22 protein-coding genes and 4 tRNA genes are annotated in these 26453 nt (G+C 47.3%); 17 read left to right on the top strand and 9 right to left on the bottom strand.

Features of this window, described 5'->3' with window-relative positions; translation table 11 throughout:
* Nucleotides 1–266: 266 nt before the first annotated feature.
* The 4 genes from AB8599_RS04140 (at nucleotide 267) to AB8599_RS04125 (ending at nucleotide 819) form a co-directional block, all read left to right on the top strand.
* A tRNA-Tyr gene (locus AB8599_RS04140) sits at nucleotides 267–351 on the top strand.
* Between the two features lie 71 nt (nucleotides 352–422).
* Nucleotides 423–507 (top strand) — tRNA-Tyr (locus AB8599_RS04135).
* Nucleotides 508–577: 70 nt separating this feature from the next.
* Nucleotides 578–662, top strand: a tRNA-Tyr gene (locus AB8599_RS04130).
* Nucleotides 663–734: 72 nt separating this feature from the next.
* Nucleotides 735–819: transfer RNA gene (locus AB8599_RS04125), tRNA-Tyr, on the top strand.
* A gap of 75 nt (nucleotides 820–894) precedes the next feature.
* On the opposite strand, the gene AB8599_RS04120 is transcribed toward AB8599_RS04125, so the two are convergent.
* Nucleotides 895–1866, bottom strand: coding sequence for a glutathione S-transferase family protein (locus tag AB8599_RS04120; protein WP_407332524.1), 972 nt, complete (start codon nucleotides 1864–1866; stop codon nucleotides 895–897).
* Nucleotides 1867–2009: 143 nt separating this feature from the next.
* On the bottom strand, nucleotides 2010–2438 hold the full coding sequence (locus AB8599_RS04115) for a hypothetical protein (protein ID WP_407332523.1): 429 nt from the start codon (nucleotides 2436–2438) through the stop codon (nucleotides 2010–2012).
* Nucleotides 2439–2685: 247 nt separating this feature from the next.
* On the opposite strand from AB8599_RS04115, the gene xthA reads away from it, so the two are divergent.
* A complete protein-coding gene (gene xthA / locus AB8599_RS04110) occupies nucleotides 2686–3492 on the top strand; it encodes an exodeoxyribonuclease III (protein ID WP_407332522.1) in 807 nt (268 codons plus the stop codon).
* A gap of 162 nt (nucleotides 3493–3654) precedes the next feature.
* Here xthA and AB8599_RS04105 read toward each other — a convergent pair whose 3' ends face one another.
* The 4 genes from AB8599_RS04105 to AB8599_RS04090 form a co-directional block, all read right to left on the bottom strand.
* Nucleotides 3655–4377 carry an ABC transporter permease gene (locus tag AB8599_RS04105; RefSeq protein WP_407332521.1) on the bottom strand — a complete coding sequence of 241 codons (723 nt, stop codon included), beginning with the start codon at nucleotides 4375–4377 and terminating at the stop codon, nucleotides 3655–3657.
* Nucleotides 4378–4388: 11 nt separating this feature from the next.
* Nucleotides 4389–5090: an ABC transporter permease gene (locus tag AB8599_RS04100; RefSeq protein ID WP_016958490.1), complete on the bottom strand. Its 702-nt coding sequence runs from the start codon at nucleotides 5088–5090 to the stop codon at nucleotides 4389–4391.
* A 241-nt stretch (nucleotides 5091–5331) separates the two neighbouring features.
* A complete protein-coding gene (locus AB8599_RS04095; protein ID WP_407332520.1) occupies nucleotides 5332–6096 on the bottom strand; it encodes a transporter substrate-binding domain-containing protein in 765 nt (254 codons plus the stop codon).
* Between the two features lie 76 nt (nucleotides 6097–6172).
* Nucleotides 6173–6943 (bottom strand): ABC transporter ATP-binding protein, encoded by a 771-nt coding sequence (locus AB8599_RS04090; RefSeq protein ID WP_407332519.1) that lies wholly within the window; start codon nucleotides 6941–6943, stop codon nucleotides 6173–6175.
* Between the two features lie 383 nt (nucleotides 6944–7326).
* Here AB8599_RS04090 and AB8599_RS04085 point away from each other — a divergent pair, with 383 nt between their 5' ends.
* Nucleotides 7327–8973 carry an ABC transporter substrate-binding protein gene (locus AB8599_RS04085; RefSeq protein ID WP_407332518.1) on the top strand — a complete coding sequence of 549 codons (1647 nt, stop codon included), beginning with the start codon at nucleotides 7327–7329 and terminating at the stop codon, nucleotides 8971–8973.
* Nucleotides 8974–8992: 19 nt separating this feature from the next.
* On the opposite strand, the gene AB8599_RS04080 is transcribed toward AB8599_RS04085, so the two are convergent.
* Complete coding sequence (locus tag AB8599_RS04080) at nucleotides 8993–10171, bottom strand: tetratricopeptide repeat protein (protein WP_407332517.1); 1179 nt, start codon at nucleotides 10169–10171, stop codon at nucleotides 8993–8995.
* 192 nt (nucleotides 10172–10363) lie between these two features.
* On the opposite strand from AB8599_RS04080, the gene ycaO reads away from it, so the two are divergent.
* Nucleotides 10364–12118 (top strand): 30S ribosomal protein S12 methylthiotransferase accessory factor YcaO, encoded by a 1755-nt coding sequence (gene ycaO / locus AB8599_RS04075; RefSeq protein WP_407332516.1) that lies wholly within the window; start codon nucleotides 10364–10366, stop codon nucleotides 12116–12118.
* Nucleotides 12119–12134: 16 nt separating this feature from the next.
* Here the strand turns inward: ycaO and AB8599_RS04070 are convergent, their stop codons facing one another.
* The gene (locus AB8599_RS04070; RefSeq protein WP_407332515.1) at nucleotides 12135–12272 is read right to left on the bottom strand and encodes a hypothetical protein; all 138 of its coding nucleotides are present in this window, start codon (nucleotides 12270–12272) and stop codon (nucleotides 12135–12137) included.
* 371 nt (nucleotides 12273–12643) lie between these two features.
* On the opposite strand from AB8599_RS04070, the gene AB8599_RS04065 reads away from it, so the two are divergent.
* The 4 genes from AB8599_RS04065 to pflA all read left to right on the top strand — a co-directional run bounded on the left by AB8599_RS04065 (nucleotide 12644) and on the right by pflA (nucleotide 19070).
* Nucleotides 12644–14188, top strand: a complete 1545-nt coding sequence (locus tag AB8599_RS04065) for a DUF3360 family protein (RefSeq protein ID WP_407332514.1) — start codon at nucleotides 12644–12646, stop codon at nucleotides 14186–14188.
* Nucleotides 14189–14386: 198 nt separating this feature from the next.
* Entirely contained in the window at nucleotides 14387–16663 is a 2277-nt protein-coding gene (gene pflB / locus AB8599_RS04060; protein ID WP_407332513.1) for a formate C-acetyltransferase, read from the top strand.
* A 253-nt stretch (nucleotides 16664–16916) separates the two neighbouring features.
* Nucleotides 16917–18122, top strand: a complete 1206-nt coding sequence (locus AB8599_RS04055; RefSeq protein ID WP_407332512.1) for an EAL domain-containing protein — start codon at nucleotides 16917–16919, stop codon at nucleotides 18120–18122.
* 207 nt (nucleotides 18123–18329) lie between these two features.
* The gene (pflA, locus tag AB8599_RS04050; protein WP_407332511.1) at nucleotides 18330–19070 is read left to right on the top strand and encodes a pyruvate formate lyase 1-activating protein; all 741 of its coding nucleotides are present in this window, start codon (nucleotides 18330–18332) and stop codon (nucleotides 19068–19070) included.
* Nucleotides 19071–19250: 180 nt separating this feature from the next.
* Here pflA and AB8599_RS04045 read toward each other — a convergent pair whose 3' ends face one another.
* On the bottom strand, nucleotides 19251–19898 hold the full coding sequence (locus AB8599_RS04045; RefSeq protein ID WP_407332510.1) for an energy-coupling factor ABC transporter permease: 648 nt from the start codon (nucleotides 19896–19898) through the stop codon (nucleotides 19251–19253).
* A gap of 216 nt (nucleotides 19899–20114) precedes the next feature.
* On the opposite strand from AB8599_RS04045, the gene AB8599_RS04040 reads away from it, so the two are divergent.
* The 6 genes from AB8599_RS04040 (at nucleotide 20115) to AB8599_RS04015 (ending at nucleotide 26376) form a co-directional block, all read left to right on the top strand.
* Nucleotides 20115–20621: a YfbU family protein gene (locus AB8599_RS04040; RefSeq protein WP_407332509.1), complete on the top strand. Its 507-nt coding sequence runs from the start codon at nucleotides 20115–20117 to the stop codon at nucleotides 20619–20621.
* 353 nt (nucleotides 20622–20974) lie between these two features.
* Nucleotides 20975–21166, top strand: coding sequence for a hypothetical protein (locus AB8599_RS04035; RefSeq protein WP_407332508.1), 192 nt, complete (start codon nucleotides 20975–20977; stop codon nucleotides 21164–21166).
* Nucleotides 21167–21284: 118 nt separating this feature from the next.
* Nucleotides 21285–23207: a biosynthetic arginine decarboxylase gene (gene speA / locus AB8599_RS04030; protein WP_407332507.1), complete on the top strand. Its 1923-nt coding sequence runs from the start codon at nucleotides 21285–21287 to the stop codon at nucleotides 23205–23207.
* Nucleotides 23208–23259: 52 nt separating this feature from the next.
* Nucleotides 23260–24183, top strand: a complete 924-nt coding sequence (gene speB, locus AB8599_RS04025) for an agmatinase (RefSeq protein ID WP_407332506.1) — start codon at nucleotides 23260–23262, stop codon at nucleotides 24181–24183.
* A gap of 319 nt (nucleotides 24184–24502) precedes the next feature.
* Nucleotides 24503–24946 carry a DUF6932 family protein gene (locus tag AB8599_RS04020; protein WP_407332505.1) on the top strand — a complete coding sequence of 148 codons (444 nt, stop codon included), beginning with the start codon at nucleotides 24503–24505 and terminating at the stop codon, nucleotides 24944–24946.
* Nucleotides 24943–26376, top strand: coding sequence for a helix-turn-helix transcriptional regulator (locus tag AB8599_RS04015; protein WP_407332504.1), 1434 nt, complete (start codon nucleotides 24943–24945; stop codon nucleotides 26374–26376). The genes AB8599_RS04020 and AB8599_RS04015 overlap by 4 nt, the downstream gene beginning before the upstream one ends.
* The last annotated feature ends 77 nt before the right edge of the window (nucleotides 26377–26453 follow it).

The following is a 26453-nucleotide window of genomic DNA, read 5'->3' as shown; positions in this document are numbered from 1 at the left end:
GAGATAGTCTACTCTATGCCTATCTCACGTGCGGTAAAGAAATGTAAATCAGAGAAAAAATTTACAGCCTATTGCGTTACAAAAATTAAAGCGTGTTATAGATGCTTACTGTGAGAACACATCAATGGATTGCCAATACATAGCAAAATTCAACAATTCCCTCCCCTATCGCGCATCAACGCCGAAAAAACCAGCAAACGCACGTTGTTTTGGTTAAAAACGCTTTACAGCTTCCCTTCGTTTGATAATATGCGCCCCGCACTTGTGGTGGGATTCCCGAGTGGCCAAAGGGATCAGACTGTAAATCTGACGGCTCCGCCTTCGAAGGTTCGAATCCTTCTCCCACCACCATTATTCGCTTTGTGGATTGATGAAAACATCAGAACGCAACGCAAGATAGAAAACGTAAAAGAAAAACTCGTGGTGGGATTCCCGAGTGGCCAAAGGGATCAGACTGTAAATCTGACGGCTCCGCCTTCGAAGGTTCGAATCCTTCTCCCACCACCATCATTCGCTTTGTGGCTTGATGGAAACATCAGAACGCAACGTAAGATAAAAAAGTAAAAGAAAAACTCGTGGTGGGATTCCCGAGTGGCCAAAGGGATCAGACTGTAAATCTGACGGCTCCGCCTTCGAAGGTTCGAATCCTTCTCCCACCACCATCATTCGCTTTGTGGCTTGATGGAAACATTGAGAACGCAACGCAAGATAGAAAATGTAAAAGAAAAACTCGTGGTGGGATTCCCGAGTGGCCAAAGGGATCAGACTGTAAATCTGACGGCTCCGCCTTCGAAGGTTCGAATCCTTCTCCCACCACCATCATTTAAAAAGCCAGCTCTCAGAGCTGGCTTTTTTCGTTTAGGTCTCTGCCGGTTTACGCTTGTTCGCTTTAGCTTAACGCTTACCAACGACACGTCGACCATGAGGTGCCCATAAATCCTGCTCTGGCCCTTTCGGCACAACACGGGTTGGATTGATACCGCCATGGCTGTAATAGTAATGACGCTTGATGTGGTGCATATCAACCGTATCTGCCACCCCTTCCACTTGGTACAGCTCTTTCATATAGCCGAAAAGGTTTGAGTACTGCGCGATCTGCTGACGGTTGCATTTGAAATGACCGACGTACACTGGGTCAAATCGCACCAACGTGGTAAATAATCGCCAATCCGCTTCTGTGATTTGGTCCCCTGCCAGATAGCGATTTTTCGCCAAATGCGCATCCACTTTATCCAACGCAGAAAACAAGCTATCAAACGCCTCTTCGTACGCTTCTTGTGTGGTCGCAAATCCACTGCGATACACACCGTTATTGATATTTGGATAGATAAATTCATTCCATTCATCAACCACGTCGCGAAGCGTTTCTGGGTAGTAATCGTCGGTATTACCCGTCAATTCATTAAACGCTGAGTTGAACATACGGATGATTTCTGACGATTCATTGCTGACGATGGTTTGGGTTTTCTTATCCCACAGCACAGGCACGGTCACGCGTCCGGAATACAGCGATTTTGCCTTAGTGTAGATTTGATGCATGAAGTTAAAGCCGAACAATGGCTCAGGCGAATCAAACACCCAACCGCTTTCAAGCATGTCTGGGCTGACGATAGAAACATCAATGTGTGGTTCAAGACCTTTCAGTTTCCGGAAGATCAAGGTGCGATGTGCCCAAGGACAGGCTAGCGACACGTAAAGGTGATAGCGACCCGATTCAGCGCTGAAGCCTGGCTCGCCGGTTGGCCCAGCATCACCATTGGGTGTTACCCAAGATCGAAAGCCTGCATCTTCTCGCACGAACTTACCGTTGGACGCTTTGGTGTCGTACCACACGTCGTGCCATACGCCTTCTACTAATTTTCCCATCATTCGTCTCCTGCAATCACATCACTATCAGTGTATTGAGCAAACACGACAATGTCGGCAGTAATAAGTTGGCAGACTTATTCGAAAATATTGAACAGATTGATATCGAGCCTCTCATAGCGAAAGGCTCAAATAAGGAGAGGTTAAGATTTACCACCTAACATGCTGATATTGAAATTCACTGAGGTCGCAGCACTGCCATCGGGGAAGGTTTCAAGGATTTGAATATCATCGCCGTCTATATTGAACCGGACAGTAGGGTCTTGAGCCTGATCACGCCACCTACCATCACCTTGTGCCCATACCGCGCGTTTCTTATCTACTTTGCAGCGATAACTCCACTTCTTGCCGTCGTCTGGGCGCTTATAAGAGATATGAAAGACATCCAATTCAGTTTCAGCTTCTATCGTCTTCTTGTCGACGACAACAATCGTTGGGCTTTTGCCTTTAATCGCGGCAAGACTTGCGCGGCAAATCTGCTCAGTGGAAAAATCGCCGTACTCGCCGCAACCTGCAACGAGAAGCAATGCCGATGAGAGTGTCGCCGTTTTGATCAGGTTGAGCGTTTCCATTGCAATCCTCCTGCTATTTGAACGATACCCAAACGACCTCAAGACGCGTATTCAACGAGAATCTATTTAGATATACAGGCAACGTATTGATTGCCAATAACAATGTTAACTACAGCATAGTTGCAAATATAAGAATCTGCGTTGTGACGCGTGAGTTTGTGCTTTTCCCAAGAATCAATTTTAACCGTAATCAGTTACACTAAGCCGCGCTCAACGTATTTCACAAAAACAAGAGTAGAACAAAGACATGAAAGTCATCTCATTTAATATCAATGGCCTACGAGCACGTCTTCACCAACTTCAAGCACTGATCGAGAAGCATCAACCCGATGTCATTGGCCTGCAAGAAATCAAAGTTCACGATGAAGCCTTCCCCATGGAAGACGTTGAAGCTATGGGTTACAAAGTCTATTTCCACGGCCAGAAAGCGCACTATGGTGTGGCGATCTTATGCAAAGATGAGCCGATTAAGGTGCAAAAAGGGTTTCCAACAGACGATGAAGATGCCCAGCGCCGCATGATTATGGCCACCTTCAAACAGGCTGATGGCAGTGAAGTGTCCGTGCTGAACGGCTACTTCCCGCAGGGTGAAAACATTGCGCATGAAACCAAGTACCCTGCCAAGCGTAAGTTCTACAAAGACCTGATGAGTTACCTTAACGACTATCACACGAATGATCAGAATGTGATTGTGATGGGCGATATCAATATTAGCCCTATCGATTTGGATATCGGCATCGGCGAAGTCAACCGTAAGCGCTGGTTGAAAACAGGCAAGTGCTCCTTCCAACCGGAAGAGCGTGAAATGTTGGCAACGCTAATGAACTGGGGCTTTGTCGATACCTTCCGTCAGCAGTTCCCTGATGCAGATGACAAGTTCTCGTGGTTTGATTACCGCTCACGCGGCTTTGACGACAACCGTGGCCTGCGCATTGATGTGGTTCTTGCAACGCCGTCATTGGCAGCAAAATGTGTCGATACGGGGATTGATTACGAACTGCGCGGCATTGAAAAGCCGTCAGACCACGCGCCGATTTGGGCCACTTTCGGATAAGAGCGGAAGAGAAGATCCTAGGAAGAGCATTGGGTTACAACGCCCACAAAAAAACCGCCGATATATGGCGGTTTCTTTTTTGCTTTGGGGTTTTGTTCTTTTGCTCTTCCTAGGACCTGCTTTTCCTAGCACCTAGGACCCTATGTTTACTAGGCCCTGCTCTTAGCTTTCCAACGGCCTTAAATGCCTATGCCAGCGATGCTCTAATCGCTTAAAGCCATAAACAATGCTGAAGGTTAAGCACAGATAAATGGCCGCCACAAACAAGAACGCATCAAACGGGGCGTAAAAACGCGCGTAGATGTCTCGTGCTGCGCCTGTCAGGTCAATGATGGTCACAACCGACGCAATGGAACTGGCATGCAGCATAAAGATAACTTCGTTACTGTAGGCTGGCAGAGCGCGACGGAATGACGATGGCAAAATGATACGACGCAAAATGGTAAATGGCGACATGCCATACGCTTTGCCCGCTTCAATTTCACCGTTCGGCGTCGCCATCATAGCGCCACGCAGAATCTCAGTCGTGTAAGCTGCAGTATTCAACACGAAAGCCAATAGACATGGGTAGAAGGCATCTTCAACAATTGCCCAAAACATGGATTGCTGGATGCCTTCAATTTTCGCCACGCCGTAGTAAATCAGGTAAAGCTGGATCAGCAATGGCGTGCCGCGGAATACATAAACGTAGACCCAAACAGGACGGTTGATCCAAGGGTTCTTTGAGGTTCTTGCTACCGCTAGCGGCACGGACAAGATGAGACCGAGGAAAAGCGATAACACCACCAACTGAATCGTGGTGGTTAAGCCACTCCAGTAATGAATAATAGTGGTTGATGTGAATATCTCGTTTTGATCGAGAAAAGCATACAGTGATTCTAACATTCCGACTCTCCTTAGCCTCTTACCACACCAGCACTGAATTTACGTTCCAGTCTTTTAAGGCCTAGTTCAGAAACGGACGTGATCAACAGGTAGACAATCGCTACCGGAATAAAGAATTTAAAGGGTTCATTCACCGCGCCCGCCGCTTCTTTGGCTAAACGGGTCATATCGGCCAAGCCAATCACAGAAACCAATGCGGTTGTTTTCACCAATACCAGCCAGTTGTTACCGATACCCGGCAAGGCATGACGCATCATTTGCGGGAACATAATGCGACGGAAAACCATCCAATCGCTCATGCCATACGCAGTTCCGGCTTCAAGTTGGCCTCGGTCAACGGCGAGAAACGCGCCGCGGAAGGTCTCAGCCATGTATGCACCAAAGATAAAACCAATGGTTGATACACCTGCAGTGAACTCGTCGACGTTAAAGAAAACGTCATATTCATAGGTATCGTAAAGCCAGTCAGAGAAGTTATTGAGCATGATCTGAACGCCGAAGAAGATCAGTAGCATCAGCACCAAGTCAGGCACGCCACGAACAACCGTGGAATACACCGTTGCCACGCCACGCGCAAAGCGATTTTTAGAGACACGAGCCATTGCTGTTACCAGTCCTAGTAACAAAGCAATAATCGCTGAAAGCACCGCCAGCTCAACGGTCAGAATAGCGCCCATAAATATGGAAGGGCCATAACCATGCAGATCTAACATCCTTTCCTCCTGCACGAATAAACCGATAGCGAAACTACCGCTCTATGGATTTTTGTTCAATTCTCGCCAATCGGTAGAAGGGAGCGCATGACGCTCCCCTTTGAGCCTTGTTGCCAGCGATAAGCCAGCAATGCATCCTGCAAATAAGTGGAGCAATGATGACTCCGCCTACTCAGAATTGCGGGAAATAGATAGCGCTGTTAACGCAGATTCAGTGCCATCTAAGACCAGCAATGCAGAATTACATTTTAATGTCGTACTTGAAGTACTTGTTCATGATCTCGTCATAGGTACCGTTCGCTTTTACTTCCGCTAGCGATGCATTGAAGATCTCTACCAAGCCTTTATCACGCTGACGGAATGCAGCAGCAACACCATTACCCAGTTGAATGTTTTCACCCACGGTTTTGAAATCAGCGCCGTCTTCTGCACCCAGGATTGCCGCTTCACCGACAGGGAAGTCAATCAATACCAAGTCAAGACGACCGCCTTGCAGATCCAAAACCAGATCATCGCCGGTGGTGTAACGTTTGATTTCAGCAATTTTGCCGAAAGTATCAGTGGCATGGTTGTCTTGGATCGTGCCACGTTGAACACCAATGCGCTTGCCTGCCAATGAGGCGACATCACTTGGATTCAACGAAGAATCTTTAGGCGCGAAGTAGCCGCTTGGGGTGTTGTAGTAAGGTTCAGAGAATGCCACTTGCTTCGCACGCTCTTCAGTGATCGACATTGACGAGAAGATCACGTCGTATTTACGTGCTTGCAGACCCGGAATGATGCCATCCCATGCTTGCACAACCCAGCTACAGTTAAGTTTTGCGTTTTCACACACTGCGTTACCGAGGTCTACTTCAAAACCAGTCAACGTGCCATCGGGTGCTTTGTATTCGAACGGTTCATAAGGTACATCCACAGCGATACGTACATCTGTCCACTCTTTCGCTTGAACAGCTGTCGCGCCAAGTGCAGCAGTGACTGCTACAGCAACTAACCATTTTTTCATCTTTCTGTCTCCTTATGGATATTTGAACCAGATGGGGATATTCCTTTGCCATCTGTCGAATATGCGTCAATACGCGTTAGTAAATTGAAGAAATAAATTGTTTTAAACGCTCTGACTCAGGCGAGGTAAAGAGCTTTTCAGGATGACCCTGCTCTTCTACGCGCCCCTGATGCAAGAACATCACGTGATTGGATACATCGCGAGCAAACGCCATCTCGTGAGTTACCACAAGCATAGTTCGTCCTTCTTCTGCGAGGATTTTCATCACATTTAGTACCTCACCAACCAATTCGGGGTCGAGTGCTGAGGTTGGCTCATCAAATAATAGCGCTTCTGGCTCAACAGCGAGTGCGCGTGCAATCGCGGCACGCTGTTGCTGACCGCCGGATAAATGCCCGGGATAATAATCTCGACGCTCATACAGGCCAACACGCTGCAGATAAGCTTCTGCGCGTTCTATGGCTTCTGCTTTTGATACACCAAGAACATGGATAGGGGCTTCGATAACATTTTCCATCACGGTCATGTGAGACCAGAGGTTGAACCCTTGGAAAACCATGGCAAGGCGAGAGCGAATACGTTGAACTTGTTTGTCACTGACAGGAATGGCATCGACACCGCGACCATTCTTCATTTCTATCAGCTCACCATTGACCCAGATCTGTCCACTGGTTGGTGTTTCAAGTAGGTTGATGCAGCGAAGAAAGGTACTTTTACCTGAACCGGAAGAACCAATAATTGAAATCACATCGCCACGATGTGCATCCAGCGAAATTCCTTTTAAAACTTCGTGTTGACCGAACGTTTTGTGTAGGTCTTTAATTTGCAGCGCTACTGCTTCCGTCATGCGCTTGACTCCTGTCATTCTATTAGCACGTCGCTTTTCGTTGAATCTTGTTCTTAGCCTGTAAAACAGTGCGTTTCTGTAAACCATAAGCGCAAAAATAAAAGACTAAAAAGGTAAGCTCGGCGATTCAATTGACAATCCTGTAATTTTTAGCCGTGCTACAACATAATTCACTGCTTAAGCTCGTTTCTGTGAAAATAACACCCATTAGTTCCAACAGCAACAATTTGTTAACCTTTAAGTTAGTAAAAAATAAGTCATTTTAAGTGCATAAATAACCAGTGTGAATGTTTACTATGCCATCGATTTCATTGATGGCTCGTTAAGGTTAGTGTAGGGTGTGTTTCGGTAGAATATTCTTATATTTCAATATCGAGATAAATATGCCTTCTCGCTTGCTGACTCTGTGTTTTGCGCTTATCTCTTTTACAAGCATCGCAGCACCTCATACTCTGACGATCATCCCCGAGTTATCGAACGGTTTCGTGCGTAACTACAACCCATTTCGCCCCGATCAACTCGCGACGACACAGGATTTTGTCTTTGAATCGTTAATGGTGTTTGAAGATGAGCAGGTCCACTATCGCTTGGCGGAAAGCTACACCCTGTCCCCTGATTTAAAAGGCATTACACTGACGCTAAGAAAAGGCATTCAGTGGTCTGACGGTACGCCTTTTTCTTCCGATGATGTGGTGTTCAGTTTATCACTGCTCAAAAATGAGCCAGAACTGGATTACAATTCACTCGGTGAGTGGATTGAACGTGTCGAAAAACGTGGTAAAAATGAGGTGTACGTCTCGTTAACTCGCCCAAACGCGCAAATTGCCCAGAGACTGCAAGAGGCGATTATCGTCCCAGTACACCAATGGCAAGATATTAAAGACAAACGCTACCATCTTAATGCCAACCCAGTGGGTACAGGTCCTTTTACCGATATCCGCGCGTTTAGTAGCAACAACATAGTACAGTGTCGCAACCCTCACTATTGGCAACAAGATGCCCTAAAGATCGACTGCATTCGCTACCCTATGGTACGCACTAACGACGAACTGGTTTCCCGTTTAAGTAACGGGGAGTTTGACTGGGCAAGTGCGTTTATTCCTGATATCGAGCGCAATTACGCGTCGTATTCCCCTGACTATCACTATCACCACAAGCCTTCGACCATTGTCAGCTTGCTTTTTAATTTTAATCATCCCGATCTTGAAACGCGCAAGATTATTCAAGATGTCAGATTTCGTCGCGCCGTTTCCATGAGCTTGGCGCGCGATCTCATCATCGACATTGCAGTATTTGGTCAAGGGGAAAAAGCGGCATTTGCCAGTGGATTGGAGTCTAGATTTGACAACTGGATTGAGAATTCAGCGGCAGAGCAGCATCTTTATTTTATTCGCTTTCATCCCAACACAGCCGCACGCCTGCTTGATGAACTGGGCCTCAAAGATAACGATGGTGATGGGTTCCGTGAATTACCTTCCGGCGCACCGTTCTCACTGAGTCTCATCGCGCCATCTGGTTGGACTGACTTTACTTCTGCCGCCAATATCGCCGCAGAAATGCTGATGGCGATTGGCATCGACATTCATACCCTCGAGCTCCCCTTTTCGCAATACACATCCCAAATGGCAGAAGCCCGCTATGGGATGAGTATTACCAATTATTTTTCAGGCGTTACCCCTTTTCGTTATCTCAACGCAGCGTTTAACAGTCGGTACCAATCGCCGCATGATCCTCGATTTGCACAACACTATTTTCATGATGAAGAAATCAATGAACTGCTGGATGCGTTTTTATTGGAAACGACGCAAGAAGGACAACGGGAAGTGATTAACCGTCTCCACTTGCGCATCGCTGCCCAGCAAGTCACTGTGCCTCTTTACTACAAGCTGGAAACGGTGGAGTTCACCACCACGCGATTTAAAGGCTGGCGTCGGCATGCTGATGGCACGCCCAATGTTCCGCCAATTTGGTACACAGAAAGGCCACGTCTCATTCAGTTATTGGCACTTGAGCCCGTCGAGGAAAAATAATCAATCACTCAGCAAGTTATCAATTGTTGGTCGCTGACTCTTTCGTCATCAGATCAAGCGTCTTTAGCCAAACGTCTGCATCACTCGAAGGGTCAAGCTCTATCAGCGTTTCATAGGCACTACGTGCCAGTGACAATTGATTGGATTTCATCGCGCTATAACCCAATATTTCCCATAAGAACGCATCTCTATGGCCACCCATATCAATCGCTTGTTGCGACAACCTGGCGGCATCAGACCAGCGCTGCAGCTCAGAAGCAACGCGAGATTGTGCTTTAAGCAAGTAGAGTTCTGGCGCTTCTTTATTCAGCACAGAAGCCACTTCCCATGCTTGTGACCATTGGCTCGCCTGCATGTGATATTGCAATTTCCGCATTAACACGTCCCGACTGGCACTGACCTGCTCTTTTTGGATACCTTGATTAAGAAAGGCTATCGCTTGCTCCGGCTCACCAAGCATGCTGGCAAATTGCGCCATATCGAGATAATCCGCCTCACTGAGCGCTGACCCTTTCTTTTGTTCAGACTTCAAGATTGAAAGCGCCTGGCGCACTTCGCCCAATCTGGCGTACGCCATGGCTTGCTTCTGCTGCCAGCGAAAATCATCGCCAAACTTCTGCTGGATGATCCGCGTCGTGTTTACAAGCGCACGGTGCTGCTTAAGCTGCTCTTCACTGAGCGCTTTGATCTGCCAAATGAACTCAGGCACATCGGCATAACGCGCAATTATCGCATTGGCCTGTTTCAACGCATCGATGTAGTTTTTCTCGGTGAATAAGGCGCGCGTATATAACTGCTCAACCGGCTGAAATGGCGGGAATTCTTCGAGGTAACTACGCCCATAGCTCACGGCCAAATCTGCTCTGTTTCTTTTCATCGACAAAGAGACCAATGCACCCAATGTGTCCTGACGCAAACTGGCGGGTAACTTTCGGTATTCAATGGCTTTTGTGTAAGCAATATAGGCACGTTCATAGTTACCCTCATGGAGATAAATGAACCCAAGCAGACGCTGGTGCAGCGCTTCTTGTTCTTCGTTATCTGCCACAATGGCTTTTGCGAGATTTGCAGCATCGCTGAATTTGTCTTGTGACAATAACTGCTCAATGCGATTCAGGTGATTGGAGAAGTCAGGATCGCTGGCCTGAACCGGAAAAATCACACTGAATAGGAGGATGCCAACACCAAATACTTTCATATCCCTCAGCCATTAACGATTTGATATCTCGACTATAACGTAAATTGGACAACTGCTGGTTAACTGAACGTCTATTTTTTCAGCTATGTAGCAATATTTTTCGATCAATACACATGCGAGCTAAACCCTGCACCTTCTGGTTGCTTGTGTATCCGTATATACTCCCAGCCCCTCTATGAGATTGAGAATCCCATGAAAACCTATATCCCTGGCAAAGATGCCGCACTGGAAGAGTCGATCAATCGTTTTGAATCCAAGTTAACCGCTGCGGGTTTTAACGTTGAACCTGTTTCCTGGCTAAACCCTGTCCCTAACGTTTGGTCCGTTCATATTCGTGACATTGATGCACCGATGAACTTTACCAACGGCAAAGGCGCCAGCAAAAAAGCCGCGTTAGCGTCTGCACTGGGGGAATATTTTGAACGCTTGTCATGCAACTATTTCTATGCCGATTTCTATCTCGGCAAAGACATCGCTGACGCACCATTTGTTCACTACCCGAACGAGAAATGGTTCCCGTTGACAGATGACGACAGCCTACCAGAGGGTCTGCTGGACGAACCCATGAGCGCATTCTACGACCCTGAGCAAATGCTCACTTGCTCAGATCTGATCGATCTGCAATCCAGCAATGAAGATCGTGGTATTTGTGCCTTGCCATTTGCTCGTCAAAAAGATCAGCAAACCGTTTATGTGCCGATGAACATTATCGGCAACCTGTATGTGTCGAATGGCATGTCTGCGGGTAACACGCAAACAGAAGCCCGCAGCCAAGCGCTGTCAGAAGTGTTCGAACGTGCCATTAAAAACCGCATTATTTCTCAGCGCCTGAGCATGCCAGAAGTGCCTGCTGAGGTTCTGGATCGTTACCCGTCGATTAAAGCCTCCATTGAAGCTATGGAAGCGGAAGGTTTCCCAATCGTTGTGTATGACGCATCAATGGGCGGAAACTACCCGGTGGTTTGCGTGACCTTGTTTAACCCGCATAACGGTACTTGCTTTACATCATGGGGCGCACACCCTCGCTTCCAAGTAGCACTAGAGCGCACCGTAACGGAGCTGCTACAAGGCCGCAGCCTGAAAGATTTGGATGTATTCGAAGCACCTTCTTTCCATGATGAAGATGTGGCCGATCACCATAATCTCGAAACACACTTCATCGATTCATCAGGCACTGTGTCTTGGGATATGTTTAAAGACACGCCAGATTACGCGTTTGCAGAATGGAACTTTGAAGGAACGTCGCAAGAAGAAGTGGATTGGTTACTATCCAAACTACACGCTGAAGACGCCGACGCTTACATTGCCGATTACGACCATTTAGGCGTGAATTGTTGTCGTATCATCGTACCGGGCTGGTCTGAAATTTACCCACCGGAAGAAGTGCAGCTGTGTAATAACAACCGTGGCACCGATTTACGTGATGCCATTGGCATGCTGCTAGCAACTGAATACAGCGATGATGCCTGTGAGTTTTTGTTCGATGTGCTAGAAATGGCTGATTTCGACGACAGCTACATGGTATGTGAACTGATGGGTATTGCACCCGACGCGGGTACTGTCTGGAAATCACTCACCATTGGCGAACTGAAATGCCTATTGGCATTGGCCATGGGCGATTTGGAATCCGCACAAGACTTCGCCGTGTGGAGCTTGGATTATAACGCCACAATTTACAGCCAAGAGCGCACTGTGTTCATGCGCTGTCTGGTCGCAAGCCTAGAGCTTGCCCAAGACAAAGAACGTGACCCGGTTGAATACCGACGCGCATTTGGCTTTACCTATGGTGACAGCGTGACAGAAGCGGTTTGGCAGTCCATCACCGGCGACATTCGCTTCCATGGCTTGACTGCACCAGAGGCATCACTCACGGCCTTTGGCGCACACCAAAAGCTGCTAGGGTCTTACCAAAAGCTGCAAAAAGCGAAAGCTGCCGCGCAAGGCTAACCCGCTTGTAAAACGTTTAACGCCCAAAACGCTCAGCGCCCACATTGTCATCACGCAATGTGGGCGTTTTTACGCCGCCTTCATCGCTCTCACCAAAACAAGGTTTTTTTGTTGAGCCAGTTTCTTGCGTTATCCGCGCGAGAGTGACATGCATCTAAAATTCATTCACCGCCACTGGTTGGCGTCTCTCATTCGCTGTAAAACACGACGAAACACGCACTTTTGTAGCACACACACCCCACCCACTTTGGTAATTTTATTTCACTTTTGCCTTCGAAGTGGCAAAAATAGCCGTAAATACCGCCAATTGAATGCTATTTAACCAATCCTCACCCGCTCAACGTGTAATTTATTTTCACGAAAATGATCTAAATCAAGTTAGCCAAGGAGAGGTTTGTTAGTATTCATGTTATGAATTTTGGCTCTCGGCTTTTACACGGTTTAGCTGCTTATTAAGCATTAAACCATCGCATGAAATGCGGGGAGTGTAGTCAGTTCTGTTTGCTTTTGTACGTAGAGGACTTTATGTCAACCCAAGCCCCATCAGAGCAAATCGGTGATCAGGCGCAAAGCGAGTATCAAGCTAAGCACCGTCCCGCATCGGAGTTCGCAACGCGTTCAGATTATCTGGATCACGAACTTCAAATCATGAACCCACGCCGTTGGAAGCTAAACCTTCCTGGACGTGACTTCCGTTTTGAACTCGAAGACTTGGTTCCTGCACTAGCGGGTACTATTGGCATTATCGCGATGTACTCTGCGGTAATGATGTCTTGGGCTGACGGTCTGACACAAGCCTGGGACCACATTAACCTCGGTAAAGAATTCGCCATTGAAGTAGCACGTGTTGAGATGCTTATCCCAGCCCTGCTGTTCTGTATCTTGGCTTCTGGCTTTATCAACCCACGTGCAAACCTTGCCGGTAACCACGGTCCAATGATTCCGTTGATCGGTACCATTGCACTAGCAGGCGCTCACCCCCTCGCTTTAGCATTACTTCTTGGTGTGTTTGGCCTGACGTTGAGTTACTTCAAGGGCGGTTCAAAACTGGTTAACCTCACCAGTGAAGGTGTAGCAGGTGGCCTGCTAGTCTTCCTTGGTTTTACCGGTGCAATGAGCCAAATCAGCGACATACAATCTTGGGCCAAAGGCTTAGAATCTGCATCGATTGCTCAAGGCAGCATGGGCTATGTCGGTCTGGTTGTTCTGGCCGTTAACGTTATCCTTTACGCACTACTAGCGCGTATCGGCAAACGCTGGTTAGCGATCCCTGCTTGTGCAGTAACGGGCTTAATCACGGCATTGGCACTGGGCGCTGGCTTCGACTTGACGTTCACAACCGAAATGGGTCTGCCAAACCTAAACCCTGTTTACTGGTGGGGAAGCACTGAGCAAGGCTGGATGTTGGGTCTGCCAAATCTGCAGCACTTCATTGCATCATTACCATTTGCCATTCTTGCGGTAGCAATGTGGTCACCTGACTTCCTAGGTCACCGTATCTTCCAAGAGCTGAACTACCCGAGAAAAACGGAAAAAGTTCTGATGGATGTTGATGACACCATGACCACGTGTTCACTACGTCAAATCGTAGGTACAGCAGTGGGTGGTGGTAACATCACGTCATCTTGGGGTACGTACATGATCCCTGCTGCTATTGCGAAACGCCCAATTCCAGCGGGTGCAATCTTGCTTGGCTCACTGTGTATCATTATCGCCATCCTTGGTTTCCCAATGGACGTTGCAGTATGGCCACCGGTTATGCGTATCGCGCTGCTGGTTGGTGTATTCCTGCCATTGCTTGAAGCCGGTGTTCAGATGATTCGTGAAACTAAAGATTCACAATCTGCTGGTATCTGTATCTTTGCTGCCATGGTTGCGAACCCTGTGCTTGCATGGGCACTGGCAATGCTGCTGGACAACAATGGTCTCATCGGTGACAAAGAGCGTGCGAAAAAGCTCTCTTTTGTAGACCGTATCGTGATTCCAGGTTCAGTATTAGTTATCTGTCTGGTTGCTATGCTGGCGGTTGGTATGCTCGAAGATCAGTTCGGTATTCCAGCGCTAATGTAATACTCGGTTTGGGCAGTCATTTTGGCTGCCCAAATTACTATCCACACAAGGCTAAGAAAGCGTAAAATCAAGTTCGTTTAATAAAGCGTTTTTGCTTTTACATTTTTTAATGATCGCGCACTAACCACTGCCTCCACAGTGGAGCGGTATTCAAACCGCTAAGTGCTTGTTTTCTTCTACTAAAAAGGTAGGTACATCATGTCTGAGCAATTTGCTAAAGCATGGGAAGGTTTCGCTGAAGGCGAATGGCAGAACGAAGTCAACGTTCGTGACTTCATCCAGAAGAACTACACCCCTTATGAGGGCGATGAATCATTCCTAGTGACTGAAGGTACTGAAGCAACTAACAAGCTTTGGGAAAAAGTCATGGAAGGCATCAAGCTTGAGAACTCAACTCACGCCCCTGTAGACTTCGATACTTCTGTTGTTTCTACCATTACCGCTCACGACGCAGGTTACATTATCCAAGATCTGGAAAAGATTGTTGGTCTGCAAACTGAAGCACCACTAAAACGCGCACTTATCCCTAACGGCGGTGTGCGTATGATCGAAGGTTCTTGCAAGGCTTACGGCCGCGAGCTAGACCCAATGATCTCAAAAATTTACTCTGAATACCGTAAGACTCACAACCAAGGCGTTTTCGATATCTACACCCCTGATATCCTGAACTGCCGTAAGTCTGGTGTTCTGACTGGTCTTCCAGATGCTTACGGCCGTGGCCGCATCATCGGTGATTACCGTCGCGTAGCACTGTATGGTGTTGATTTCCTGATGAAGGACAAAGCTAAGCAATTCCATTCGCTTCAAGCGAAACTGGAAGCGGGCGACGACCTTCAAATGACCATGCAACTGCGTGAAGAAATTCAAGAGCAGTACCGTGCACTGATCCAGATGAAAGAAATGGCTGCGAAATACGGCTGTGACATCTCTGGTCCTGCAACAACGGCACAAGAAGCTGTTCAGTGGGTTTACTTCGGCTACCTAGCTGCTGTTAAATCTCAAAACGGTGCGGCAATGTCTCTGGGTCGTACCTCTACGTTCCTTGACGTGTACATCGAGCGTGATATTGCTGAAGGCAAGATCACCGAAGTTGAAGCACAGGAAATGATCGACCACTTCGTGATGAAGCTGCGTATGGTTCGCTTCCTACGTACTCCTGAGTACGATGAGCTGTTCTCTGGTGACCCAATCTGGGCAACAGAATCAATGGGTGGTATGGGTGTTGACGGTCGTACTCTGGTAAGCCGTACTAACTTCCGCTTCCTGAACACGCTTTACACCATGGGTCCAAGCCCAGAGCCAAACATCACTGTTCTATGGTCTGAGCAACTGCCTGTAGGCTTCAAGAAGTTCTGTGCGAAGGTATCTATCGATACGTCTTCTATTCAGTACGAAAATGATGACCTGATGCGCCCTGATTTCGACAACGATGACTACGCTATCGCTTGTTGTGTATCACCAATGGTTATCGGTAAGCACATGCAGTTCTTCGGCGCGCGTGCAAACCTTGCTAAAACGCTGCTGTATGTAATCAACGGCGGTGTTGACGAGAAAATGAAACTGCAAGTGGGTCCTAAGCAAGCGCCTATGACTGACGAAGTTCTGGACTTTGATAAAGTTTGGGCAGGTCTTGACAGCTTCATGGATTGGCTGGCGACTCAGTACGTGACCGCACTGAACGCTATCCACTACTCGCACGACAAGTACAGCTACGAAGCTTCTTTGATGGCGCTTCACGATCGTGACGTTTACCGCACCATGGCGTGTGGCATCGCAGGTCTTTCTGTTGCAGCTGACTCACTGTCTGCTATTAAATACGCAACCGTTAAGCCTATCCGTGACGAAGACGGCATCGCGATCGATTTCGACATCGAGGGTGACTATCCGAAATTTGGTAACAACGATTCACGTGTTGATGACATCGCATGTGAATTGGTTGAAAGCTTCATGACCAAAATTCGTAAGATGAAAACGTACCGTAACGCTGTGCCTACTCAATCTATCCTGACTATCACTTCAAACGTGGTATACGGTAAGAAAACAGGTAACACACCAGACGGTCGTCGTGCAGGTGCACCATTCGCACCAGGCGCAAACCCAATGCACGGTCGTGACGAGAAAGGTGCGGTAGCATCTCTGACGTCTGTAGGTAAACTGCCATTTGCTCACGCAAAAGACGGTATCTCTTACACCTTCTCTATCGTGCCTAACGCACTGGGTAAAGATGGCGACACGCAGAAAGCGAACCTTGCTGGTCTAATGGACGGTTACTTCCACCACGAATCAGGCATCGAGGGTGGTCAACACCTGAACGTGAACGTTCTGAACCGTGAAACACTGGAAGATGCCGTTAAGCACCCAGAGAACTACCCACAGTTGACTATCCGTGTATCGGGTTACGCTGTGCGTTTCAACTCTCTGACTGCTGAACAGCAAAAAGACGTTATCGCACGTACTTTCACTGAATCTCTATAATTTTTTAGAGTCAGATTGAATCAAAAAACACCTCCCATGCGGAGGTGTTTTTTTATGCCTACTTTCCCCTGCGTCTGCCCCAGATAGCCCCGCTATATCCCCAATTCTCTTCCCGTACTCTGCGATATTTATTTCCCTTCCGTGCTGGCCGTACAGCGTTCTGTCGACGTCTCCCAAAAAGCTAACCATACTGTAGAGAAAACTTGTCCATCAAACAGATAGCGCACCTAGATCGAAGCACTCGTGAGGAAACATGAAGATACTGCTTGTCGAAGATCATCCTTTTCAACGAGACATGATAGCCGGACAACTGATGCAGCTATTATCTGGAGATGACATGCTGCTAACCGCTGAAGACGGTGGCCAAGCGCTTGAACAGGTTCTCGTTCATAAACCTGACTTGGTTTTTTGTGATTTACAGTTGCCCGATATTGATGGCATTAAGCTGCTGAGCAATATGGCAGAAAGAGGTTTTTTAGGCTGCATTGTGATCACCAGTGCCGTATCGCAAAAGATACTCGACACCGTAAAAAACATGTGTGAAAACCTTCACCTCAATGTGCTTGGCATCCTTCCCAAGCCTGCCTCCATTCCATTGCTCAAGTACTACATCAATGTCGCCAATGAACATGACACCGACTTCCCTCAAGATCTGGTGCCGCTGACAGAAGATGAGATACTTGAAGCGTGGAACACAAAACGGTTTGAGACTTGGTTTCAACCCATCGTTCGTTTGAACGACGGAGAATGGATTGCCTGTGAAGCACTTCAGCGCCTTCACCATCCGACGCGCGGCACACTGTTACCTCGGCATTTCTTACCACAACTTTCAGCGTTGAACTTGGAATCTGAACTCACGCTTTCTGTTATCCAATCCGTCATTGCCAATCAAGAACGCTTAAAAGGACGGCCGGTGGGTGTCAACATTTCAATGAACAACCTCATCGAACTCAACTTCGTCGACCAAGTCATCGAGCTTGGAAATGCCCATCCAGAGCTTTGCGAGACTATGTACTTTGAGTTGATGGAGCCGGAACACTTTGTCCATATTGGACAAGTGCAAGAGGCAGCTTCACGCCTGCTTCTCAATGGATTCCGCATTGCCATCGATGATTTTGGTACCGGTCACAGTTCGCTACAAGAAGTGGAATTCCTCCCGCTCGACTCGCTCAAAGTGGGGCTGTCTTTGGTTCTGCCAATGCTAAGCAGTCTTACCGCCAGCGCACTGGTCGAAGCCAGTATTTTGATCGCAAGACGCATCGGCGTTGCTTCTGTTGCAGAAGGGGTGGAATGCATTGAGACATGGCATGGCCTTCGGGATATGGGGTGCGATTATGCTCAAGGCTTTTTTATAGCCAAGCCAATGCCAGCAGACAGTTTAGGCGATTGGTACACCTTGTGGGGGCACTTGAAAAATCACCGTTCACTTTGCCCACCTTCGGTGCTCAATACCATTTAAAATAACCAGACATAAACGCCTGAAAAGGCGTTTATCTTTTGCCAACAAGGGCGACAAACCGCCATTCCCTCGCATCAACATCCATCACTTACCCCCTTTCTTCACGCCACTAATAATGTCTACACCAAACTGGCTGAACCCCTGTATCTGAAAGGGGTTTCGGTATAATATAACTCCTTACTTTTTACAGTAGTTTTGGAGAATCTCATGTCGGTGATGGGCCGTATTCACTCTTTTGAGTCTTGTGGAACCGTAGATGGTCCTGGCATTCGCTTTATCGTGTTTTTGCAAGGTTGCCTAATGCGCTGCAAATACTGCCACAACCGCGATACATGGGATCTGGATGATGGTCGTGAAGTGTCTGTCGAAGAAATCATGAAAGAAGTGATCACTTATCGTCATTTCATTAACGCATCGGGCGGCGGTGTTACTGCGTCAGGTGGCGAAGCCATGCTTCAGCCTGAGTTCGTGCGTGACTTTTTCCGCGCAGCAAAAGCAGAAAACATTCATACCTGTCTTGATACCAATGGTTATATTCGTAAACACACCGACGTGGTTGACGAAGTGCTCGACGCAACCGATCTGGTGATGCTTGATCTGAAGCAAATCAACGACGAGATCCACCAAAATCTTGTTGGCGTGCCAAACAAACGTGTGTTGGATTTTGCCCGCTACCTGCATCAGCGCGGCCAAAAGACCTGGATTCGCTATGTGGTGGTTCCAGGTTACACAGATGATGAAGATTCGGTGCATCGTCTCGGTGAGTTCATCAAAGACATGGACAATATCGAGAAAATCGAGATGCTGCCTTACCATCAGTTGGGCGAGCACAAGTGGGAAGCGCTGGGTTACGAGTACGAACTCAAAGACGTGAAACCACCAACGAAAGAAACCATGGAGAAGCTGAAAAGCATTTTGGAAGGTTACGGCCACAAGGTCATGTACTAACCTTTCTGCCATGATGATTTTCTTTTAGAAACACTATCACTATGTAGATACAAAATGAGAAACGGCCGCGTTGGCCGTTTTTTTTGTTTCTAGAATCTACGTTTGCTTACCAATAGAGCACCCTACCCCCACCTAACGCTCTTGGTATTTAACGCTCTTGGTATTTAACGCTATTGATATTTAACGCTCTGGCGAAAGATATTCCCTGTCATAAAACGTGCGCAGCCAGTGTGGTCGATACACGGCTAGCAAGGTCACCGCCATGCCATTAAGCAAGCCTTCGGGAAACCACATTAGCAATGCCAAGGTCAGGTAATTATCAACAATGATCCCCCACGGATGAAGCCCTGAAATCCAATATCCAGCGGATACAACACAAAGATGAAGAACAATGGTAAACCCCGCGTTTAAGAACCCAGCGATAAAAATATAGATAAACAAATGACGGCTTAGGTACTGGTAGGAAAGCCAAAATATCCCATAGCTAACAAAAGCCGGGATCACAGCGGTTGTCACCGCATATAGACCTACGTCTTGCCATGGCAACAAGCCAAAGGCCACCATGAGCGCCAAGGGGAGCACACTGATCCAAACGGCAATTCTAGGGCCATGACACAAGGTCAGAACCGTCATGCCCAGAAAATGAATATCTAAGCCATCACTGATCCCCGCTTTCAGCGCCCATAAACAAAATAACACCATAGCGCTGGCAAAAACCAAGTGCTGATACCCTTTGTCTTGCCGCATTTTCTGCCATGCAAATGGCGTCCAGCATAACCACAGAGCAAGCAGTAAACATGCCCACCCTAACCCTTGCCAATAAACCATGAGTGCTCCATCACACGCTCTGTCGCCATCGAACTTTCACCTAAAAATCACGACGGTTTGTTTAAGTTAAAAAACCGTAACTAACCTGTGTTGAGATCAAAAAAACACAACTGGCGAACTGATAATCTGTGGCACATGAAATGCCAAATATGCTCACCAGATATAACAATTAAGAGACTGTTTGGATAACCAATTTTAATCTTTTGAGGCTATACCATGGAAATGACCCACGCTCAGCGTCTTATCCTATCTAATCAGTACACCCTGATGTCGCAACTTGATCCGCAAAACGCAGAAAAGTATCGTCGCCTACAAACCATTGTAGAACGTGGCTACGCACTGCAAATGCGCGAACTGGATAAAGATTTCGGCGACATGCCTGAAGCACTATGTCGTCAAGTTATTGATATCATGGAGATGCACCACGCACTTCAAGAATCATTCCGCATGCTGGAAAGCGGCACTCGCTGTGAATGTGATGTGGACGAACGTCGTCTTCAGTTTTGGGGCTTTGATGCTGCCACTGAAGCGCATTTGGTTAACTATGTTCGTTTCCTTACCAACGTGGAAGGTCTATACCCACAGTTCGATAAAGGCTCGCACCATTTCAACAGCCAAATGCCGATGCTAGACAAATATCAGCGTATGCTGCAAGTATGGCGCAACTGCCCACGTCAGTATCACTTGTGTGGTAATGAACTGTGCCAGATCGTGAACGCATAATTCTGGAAAATTTCGCGCAAAGCCGTTCTTCTGAACGGCTTTTTTGTATCAAATGTCACCTCAACATTGCAGGGTAACCTCGCGTCATCAAGCGTGAGTCCGCCTGCTATCAGCCCTACCGAATACACCGCCCATTCGATAAGAACATTTACTCGTGACGTGCAAATTAATTTATTTGCACCTAGCGTAAAACGATTGTCTAATCGCCACGCACCCGTTTAGGTTTCGATAAAACCCCAGAGGTGTATACGGGCTTTTGAGTAGCAATATCCAACCTTATTATTGCTAACAAAAACAGCCGCGTTATCTGTCATACCGTGCCTGTCTGCAGCACGGCCTTTTTAGGAATGGCAATGAAATCTTTCGCAAAACCGCTTGATCAGGCAAAAATCCTGACCCCAGTTTGCGACGCCGCAGCTACACTTAATCTGCAAAACCGCCCCCAATCCCTGACAGTGCATGCACGCAGGAAAAGAGCATCATTGAAGCGAACACGAAGTGCGGATGCCGTGCTTCTCGATCTCTCGCTACAGATGCCCGAATAAGCTCTGACTGCGTTTACCGCTATCTGATAATTTTCTTTGGTACAAGCAACGAGTGAAGGCGCGAATTTGTCCGTAATCATATTTCATGCTTGTACCCAATCACCGCCGAGGAATGAACATGAGTGATTGGTCTATAAACGACGCCCGCGATGTCTACAACACACCGTATTGGGGTCAGGGATACTTCGATATTGACGCGCAGGGGGAAGTCATTGTTCGCCCAAATGTGGCACGCCCAGACAATGCGGTCGGGTTGTCAACATTGGCTGATGAGCTTATCGCGAAAGGGGCATCGCTGCCTGTATTGGTGCGTTTCCCAGAAATTTTGCACCACCGCGTAGACAGCCTATGTGCCAACTTCAATGATGCCATTGCAGATTATGGTTACTTGGGCGAATACCTACTGGTTTACCCAATCAAAGTTAACCAACAAGAAGCCGTGGTTAGCGAAATTCTGAAAAGCCAATATGCACGTCAACAACGCCAGTTGGGCCTTGAGGCGGGCAGCAAGCCAGAACTCATGGCAGTGCTAGCCATGGCGCGTCAAGCAAGCTCAGTGATTGTGTGTAACGGCTACAAAGATCGTGAATACGTTCGCCTTGCACTGATCGGCGAAAAACTCGGGCACGAAGTCTATATCGTGCTTGAAAAGCTTTCCGAATTAGACGTGGTGTTGGAAGAAGCCAAAGCACTAGGCGTGAAACCGCGTCTTGGCCTGCGTGCGCGTCTGGCCTCTCAAGGCAAAGGCAAATGGCAAGCAAGCGGCGGCGAGAAGTCCAAGTTTGGTCTATCTGCCTCGCAAGTACTCACCGTGATGGACAAGCTACGCGAACAAGACATGCTGGATTCACTGCAACTGCTGCACTTCCACTTAGGTTCGCAAATCGCCAACATTCGCGATGTACGCTCCGGTGTGGGCGAGGCTGCCCGTGTATATGCAGAACTGCATAAACTGGGCGCTGGCATTACCACGGTCGACGTAGGCGGCGGTTTGGCTATCGATTACGAAGGCACCCGCAGCCAAAGCAGCTGTTCTATGAACTACAGCCTGCGCGAATACGCCAACAACGTGGTATATGTGATTGGCGATGTCTGCAAAGAATATGACATCACTATGCCGCGCATTATCTCGGAATCCGGCCGTAACCTCACCGCACACCATGCTGTACTGGTCACGGATGTGGTTGGCGTTGAGCGCTACAAGCGTGAAGAAGTGTTCGCACCCGATGAAAGCTCGCCGCAAAACCTGCACAACATGTGGCATTCGTTTAAAGATCTGAGTCAGTCTGGCGATCAGCGCTCATTGGTCGAAATTTATCACGATAACCAAAGTGATTTGGCTGAAGTGCATATGCAATTCGCCATGGGCATGGTGAGCTTTGAAGAGCGTGCGTGGGCAGAACAAATCAGCCTGCGTATTTGCTACGAGCTATCATGCAGAATGTCGCCTAAAAACCGCGCACACCGTCCGGTACTGGACGAGCTGAACGAGCGTTTGGCGGATAAATTCTTTGTGAATTTCTCATTGTTCCAATCATTGCCTGACGCATGGGGTATCGACCAAGTCTTCCCTATTCTGCCGCTGAGCAATCTGGACAAAGCGCCAGATCGTCGCGCCGTGATGTTGGATATTACCTGTGACTCCGATGGTGCAGTTGATCAGTACGTGGAAGGTCAAGGCATTGAAAGCACGCTTGCCGTGCCAGCATGGTCAGACGAAGAACCGTACCGCATGGGCTTCTTCCTTGTTGGTGCGTATCAGGAAATTCTGGGCGACATGCACAACCTGTTCGGCGATACCGATACCGCTGTTGTTCGCAGCCGCGAAGACGGTGGTTTTGATATCGAAGCCATTGATAGCGGCGACAGCGTGGGCGATGTTTTACGCTATGTGCACCTCGACCCATCACTGTTCCTAATGCAATACGAAGAGATGGTGAAAGAGCATTTACCTGAAGAAGAGCACGATGCAATTCTGGCAGAATTGGCAGAAGGCTTAGAGGGCTACACCTACCTCGAAGATATTCGCTCAAACCGTTAATGTTTGGTTGCCCGTTTCGGCGGGCAATACTTATTTGATAGGGAATTTTTTAATGGCAACACTGGCCAACCACCCAGACTACTCACTGTATTCCAATGCATTCGGTTTCCTCCGTCAGCCTTTGGTTTTCCAACCACAAGGTTGCGACGCTGACGTGATCATCACGGGTGTGCCTTTTGATATGGCGACCACGGGACGCTCAGGCAGCCGCATGGGCCCAGGTGCTATTCGTCAAGCTTCAATCAATTTGGCTTGGGAAAGCAAACGCTGGCCATGGGATTTCTCCCTGACCAAAGAAATCAAAATGGCTGACTGTGGCGATTTGGTCTTCGATTGCGGCGACGCGGCGCAAATGTGTGAGCGTTTAGAAGCCCATGCCACCAGCTTGTTGGCGGAAGGCAAAACACTGCTCACCTTTGGCGGCGATCACTTTGTGACCCTGCCACTGCTTCGCGCACACGCGAAACAGTTCGGAGAAATGGCACTGGTGCACTTTGACGCGCACACAGACACCTACAACATGGGCAGCCAATACGACCATGGCACCATGTTCTATCATGCGCCTAAAGAAGGTCTGATTGACCCTCACAGCTCGATTCAAATCGGTATTCGTACTGAGCACAGCCACAAGCTGGGTTATCAAGTGGTGGATGCAGCCACAGCCAATGATTGGTCAGCAGACCAAATCGTTGACGCGATCAAAGCGCGCGTGGGTGATCGTCCCGTTTACCTCACGTTCGACATTGACTGCTTAGACCCTTCCTTTGCACCAGGCACTGGCACACCAGTGTGTGGCGGCATGACGATGGACAAAGTCCTGAAAGTCATCCGAGGATTACAAGGCATCAACCTGATTGGCATGGACGTGGTCGAAGTCGCACCTGCCTATGACCACGCAGAGCTAACGTCTCTTGCCGCGGCAACCATTGCCACCGACTTGCTTTACGTTTGGGCGGCGAATCGTAAGAACAAGTAATTCGATTCGCACCAGCGAATACGAGAAAACACCCGCTTCGGCGGGTGTTTTTGTAAATGGTGGATGACAATTAATCAGCCAGTTTTGACTTTAGGGATATTCATATTTGGTGCGCATCTAGGAACCCGTCAAGGTATTGGACTGGGTCCAATCTTCTAGACGATGAGGTTGTGTATTGACCATCACAATTTTGCCACCTCATGTCTCACAGAGACTAAAAAAACAGTAACTTAGCCCAAATACACAATGGTTTATTTTGATTTAATGGCGTAAAGATGATAAATAGCATACACTTTAAACACAACAATATAGTTGGGTAATGATTCCAGAGTTTAATGATCAAGGAAACCTTCCTGAAGGCATTCACTATGCGACTATGCAGGAAGTGATCGAGCGTTTTGGCTACAACCCAAAGCGAGCATGGTTGATAGATGGCCTCAATTTATTGGTTAGAAACTTACAGACTGCGGGATGTGGGCTGATATACATTGATGGAAGCTTCGTTACAAACAAAGAAATTCCGGGCGACTATGATATGGCTTGGAGTGTAGTAGGGGTAGATCCAACACGACTAGACCCATGCCTCATACTTGCTAACCGCTCAGACCGTGATGCAATTGAGGCAAAATATCGCGGCGACGTTTTCCCTGCGGAACTTCCCGAAGGTGCGAGCGGCAAACGTTTTCTCGATTTTTTCCAAGAGGATAAAAATACAGGCGACAAAAAAGGAATTGTGGCGGTCAGTATTGGAGACGAGCAATGATTAAAAACTCAAAACAACTTGCTCTTACACAAAGGAAAGTGGAAGAGTTTGATGCTGCAATCCAAGCTATGGAGAGTAATGTTGGTGACATACATCCCTTGCTTGTTCAAGCTCAAATCAATGCTCTCACTTTTCAGCGAGATGATTTGATCAGTGAGATTGAAGAATATGAACAACTTTTGTCCGGCGAGTTTGCAGTGTTCGATGTGGACAATATAGCAAAACTACCTAAAGCCCTAATTCGATCAAGAATTTACCTCGGTCTAACACAAAAAGATTTAGCCGAAAAGCTTGGAATGAAAGAGCAGCAAATCCAACGATACGAGAATACTGAATATAGTTCAGCTAGTTTTACTACGCTGTTATCAGTAATTGATGCATTGGACTTAAAAATTACAGAAGATGTATTTCTCCCTCAATCAAATAGGACCAAAAACCTGCTATTTAGCAAGTTAGCTGACGCTGGCCTAGAAAAAAGTTTTATTGAGAAACGAATCGCACCTCGTGAGTTGTTAAATTTTGAGCATGAATCTTGGATAGAGCGCGTATGTGACAGGATTAATCAGGTGTTTGGTTGGACGAAAGAGCAGCTTTTGGGAGATGAACCTCTAACCATTGGTAGAGATGGTGCCCTTGTTGCGAGATTCAAAATGCCAGCAGGTGCCAACCAACAATATGCGAGTGCATACTGTCAATATGCATATACAATCGCCCAAATAGCTTCCAAACACTTTGAAAAACCTATTTCTAGCTTACCAGATGATGCTGAGATAGTAAGAGCTGAGATTACTCAAAGTTACGGAGATGTCAGTTTTGAATCAGTGTTAGCTTACGCTTTCGATAAAGGTGTTATTGTTCTTGGTCTAAATGATTCAGGAGCATTTCATGGTGCAACTTGGCGTATTAACTACCGAAATGTTGTTGTGTTAAAGCAAAAAACATCTCATGCATCTCGTTGGGCATTCGATTTACTTCATGAACTTTATCATGCTAGTCAACGTCCGGAGTTACCCGAGTTCTCCGTCATTGAATTGAGTGAAACTAGTGATGAAAGACGAAATGACCAAGAGGAGATTGATGCAAATGACTTTGCTTCAAAAGTATTGCTTGGACTCAACGCCGAAGAATATGTCAAAGAGTGTTTTTTAAATGCAAAAGGTAATATTTCTTGGCTTAAGAACTCTGTCATTCAAGTAGCCCAAAAATATGACTTAGACTGTGGCGTTTTAGCTAATCAAGTAGCGAATAAACATGACTATATGGAACGAAAAGCGGGCCGAAAGTCTAATTGGTGGGGTGCTGCAAACAACTTACAAGCCAATAAGTGCAATCCAAGAGATGTGTGTAGTTCTACGTTAAGAAGTGGAGTTCAGATAGAAAAGATGACTGAATTTGAAAGAGAGTTTTTCGAGCAGGCTATCTATCAATAAACCTTCCGTAAAAAAGCCCGCGATTGCGGGCTTTTTTCAGTGAATTCAGAATAGCCAAATCGCATACTGAGCTTTGC

Source organism: Enterovibrio litoreus (genome assembly GCF_045679545.1).
Lineage (GTDB): Bacteria > Pseudomonadota > Gammaproteobacteria > Enterobacterales > Vibrionaceae > Enterovibrio.
Note: the sequence above shows the minus strand (reverse complement) of the source record. Positions and strands in the feature narration are given on the sequence as shown.

What these genes read in the sequence shown, in the direction of transcription:
- AB8599_RS04120 (WP_407332524.1), bottom strand. Translation starts at nt 1,866, where the DNA reads ATGGGAAAATTAGTAGAAGGCGTATGGCACGACGTGTGGTACGACACC.
- AB8599_RS04115 (WP_407332523.1), bottom strand. Translation starts at nt 2,438, where the DNA reads ATGGAAACGCTCAACCTGATCAAAACGGCGACACTCTCATCGGCATTG.
- xthA (WP_407332522.1), top strand. Translation starts at nt 2,686, where the DNA reads ATGAAAGTCATCTCATTTAATATCAATGGCCTACGAGCACGTCTTCAC.
- AB8599_RS04105 (WP_407332521.1), bottom strand. Translation starts at nt 4,377, where the DNA reads ATGTTAGAATCACTGTATGCTTTTCTCGATCAAAACGAGATATTCACA.
- AB8599_RS04100 (WP_016958490.1), bottom strand. Translation starts at nt 5,090, where the DNA reads ATGTTAGATCTGCATGGTTATGGCCCTTCCATATTTATGGGCGCTATT.
- AB8599_RS04095 (WP_407332520.1), bottom strand. Translation starts at nt 6,096, where the DNA reads ATGAAAAAATGGTTAGTTGCTGTAGCAGTCACTGCTGCACTTGGCGCG.
- AB8599_RS04090 (WP_407332519.1), bottom strand. Translation starts at nt 6,943, where the DNA reads ATGACGGAAGCAGTAGCGCTGCAAATTAAAGACCTACACAAAACGTTC.
- AB8599_RS04085 (WP_407332518.1), top strand. Translation starts at nt 7,327, where the DNA reads ATGCCTTCTCGCTTGCTGACTCTGTGTTTTGCGCTTATCTCTTTTACA.
- AB8599_RS04080 (WP_407332517.1), bottom strand. Translation starts at nt 10,171, where the DNA reads ATGAAAGTATTTGGTGTTGGCATCCTCCTATTCAGTGTGATTTTTCCG.
- ycaO (WP_407332516.1), top strand. Translation starts at nt 10,364, where the DNA reads ATGAAAACCTATATCCCTGGCAAAGATGCCGCACTGGAAGAGTCGATC.
- AB8599_RS04070 (WP_407332515.1), bottom strand. Translation starts at nt 12,272, where the DNA reads ATGCATGTCACTCTCGCGCGGATAACGCAAGAAACTGGCTCAACAAAA.
- AB8599_RS04065 (WP_407332514.1), top strand. Translation starts at nt 12,644, where the DNA reads ATGTCAACCCAAGCCCCATCAGAGCAAATCGGTGATCAGGCGCAAAGC.
- pflB (WP_407332513.1), top strand. Translation starts at nt 14,387, where the DNA reads ATGTCTGAGCAATTTGCTAAAGCATGGGAAGGTTTCGCTGAAGGCGAA.
- AB8599_RS04055 (WP_407332512.1), top strand. Translation starts at nt 16,917, where the DNA reads ATGAAGATACTGCTTGTCGAAGATCATCCTTTTCAACGAGACATGATA.
- pflA (WP_407332511.1), top strand. Translation starts at nt 18,330, where the DNA reads ATGTCGGTGATGGGCCGTATTCACTCTTTTGAGTCTTGTGGAACCGTA.
- AB8599_RS04045 (WP_407332510.1), bottom strand. Translation starts at nt 19,898, where the DNA reads ATGGTTTATTGGCAAGGGTTAGGGTGGGCATGTTTACTGCTTGCTCTG.
- AB8599_RS04040 (WP_407332509.1), top strand. Translation starts at nt 20,115, where the DNA reads ATGGAAATGACCCACGCTCAGCGTCTTATCCTATCTAATCAGTACACC.
- AB8599_RS04035 (WP_407332508.1), top strand. Translation starts at nt 20,975, where the DNA reads ATGAAATCTTTCGCAAAACCGCTTGATCAGGCAAAAATCCTGACCCCA.
- speA (WP_407332507.1), top strand. Translation starts at nt 21,285, where the DNA reads ATGAGTGATTGGTCTATAAACGACGCCCGCGATGTCTACAACACACCG.
- speB (WP_407332506.1), top strand. Translation starts at nt 23,260, where the DNA reads ATGGCAACACTGGCCAACCACCCAGACTACTCACTGTATTCCAATGCA.
- AB8599_RS04020 (WP_407332505.1), top strand. Translation starts at nt 24,503, where the DNA reads ATGATTCCAGAGTTTAATGATCAAGGAAACCTTCCTGAAGGCATTCAC.
- AB8599_RS04015 (WP_407332504.1), top strand. Translation starts at nt 24,943, where the DNA reads ATGATTAAAAACTCAAAACAACTTGCTCTTACACAAAGGAAAGTGGAA.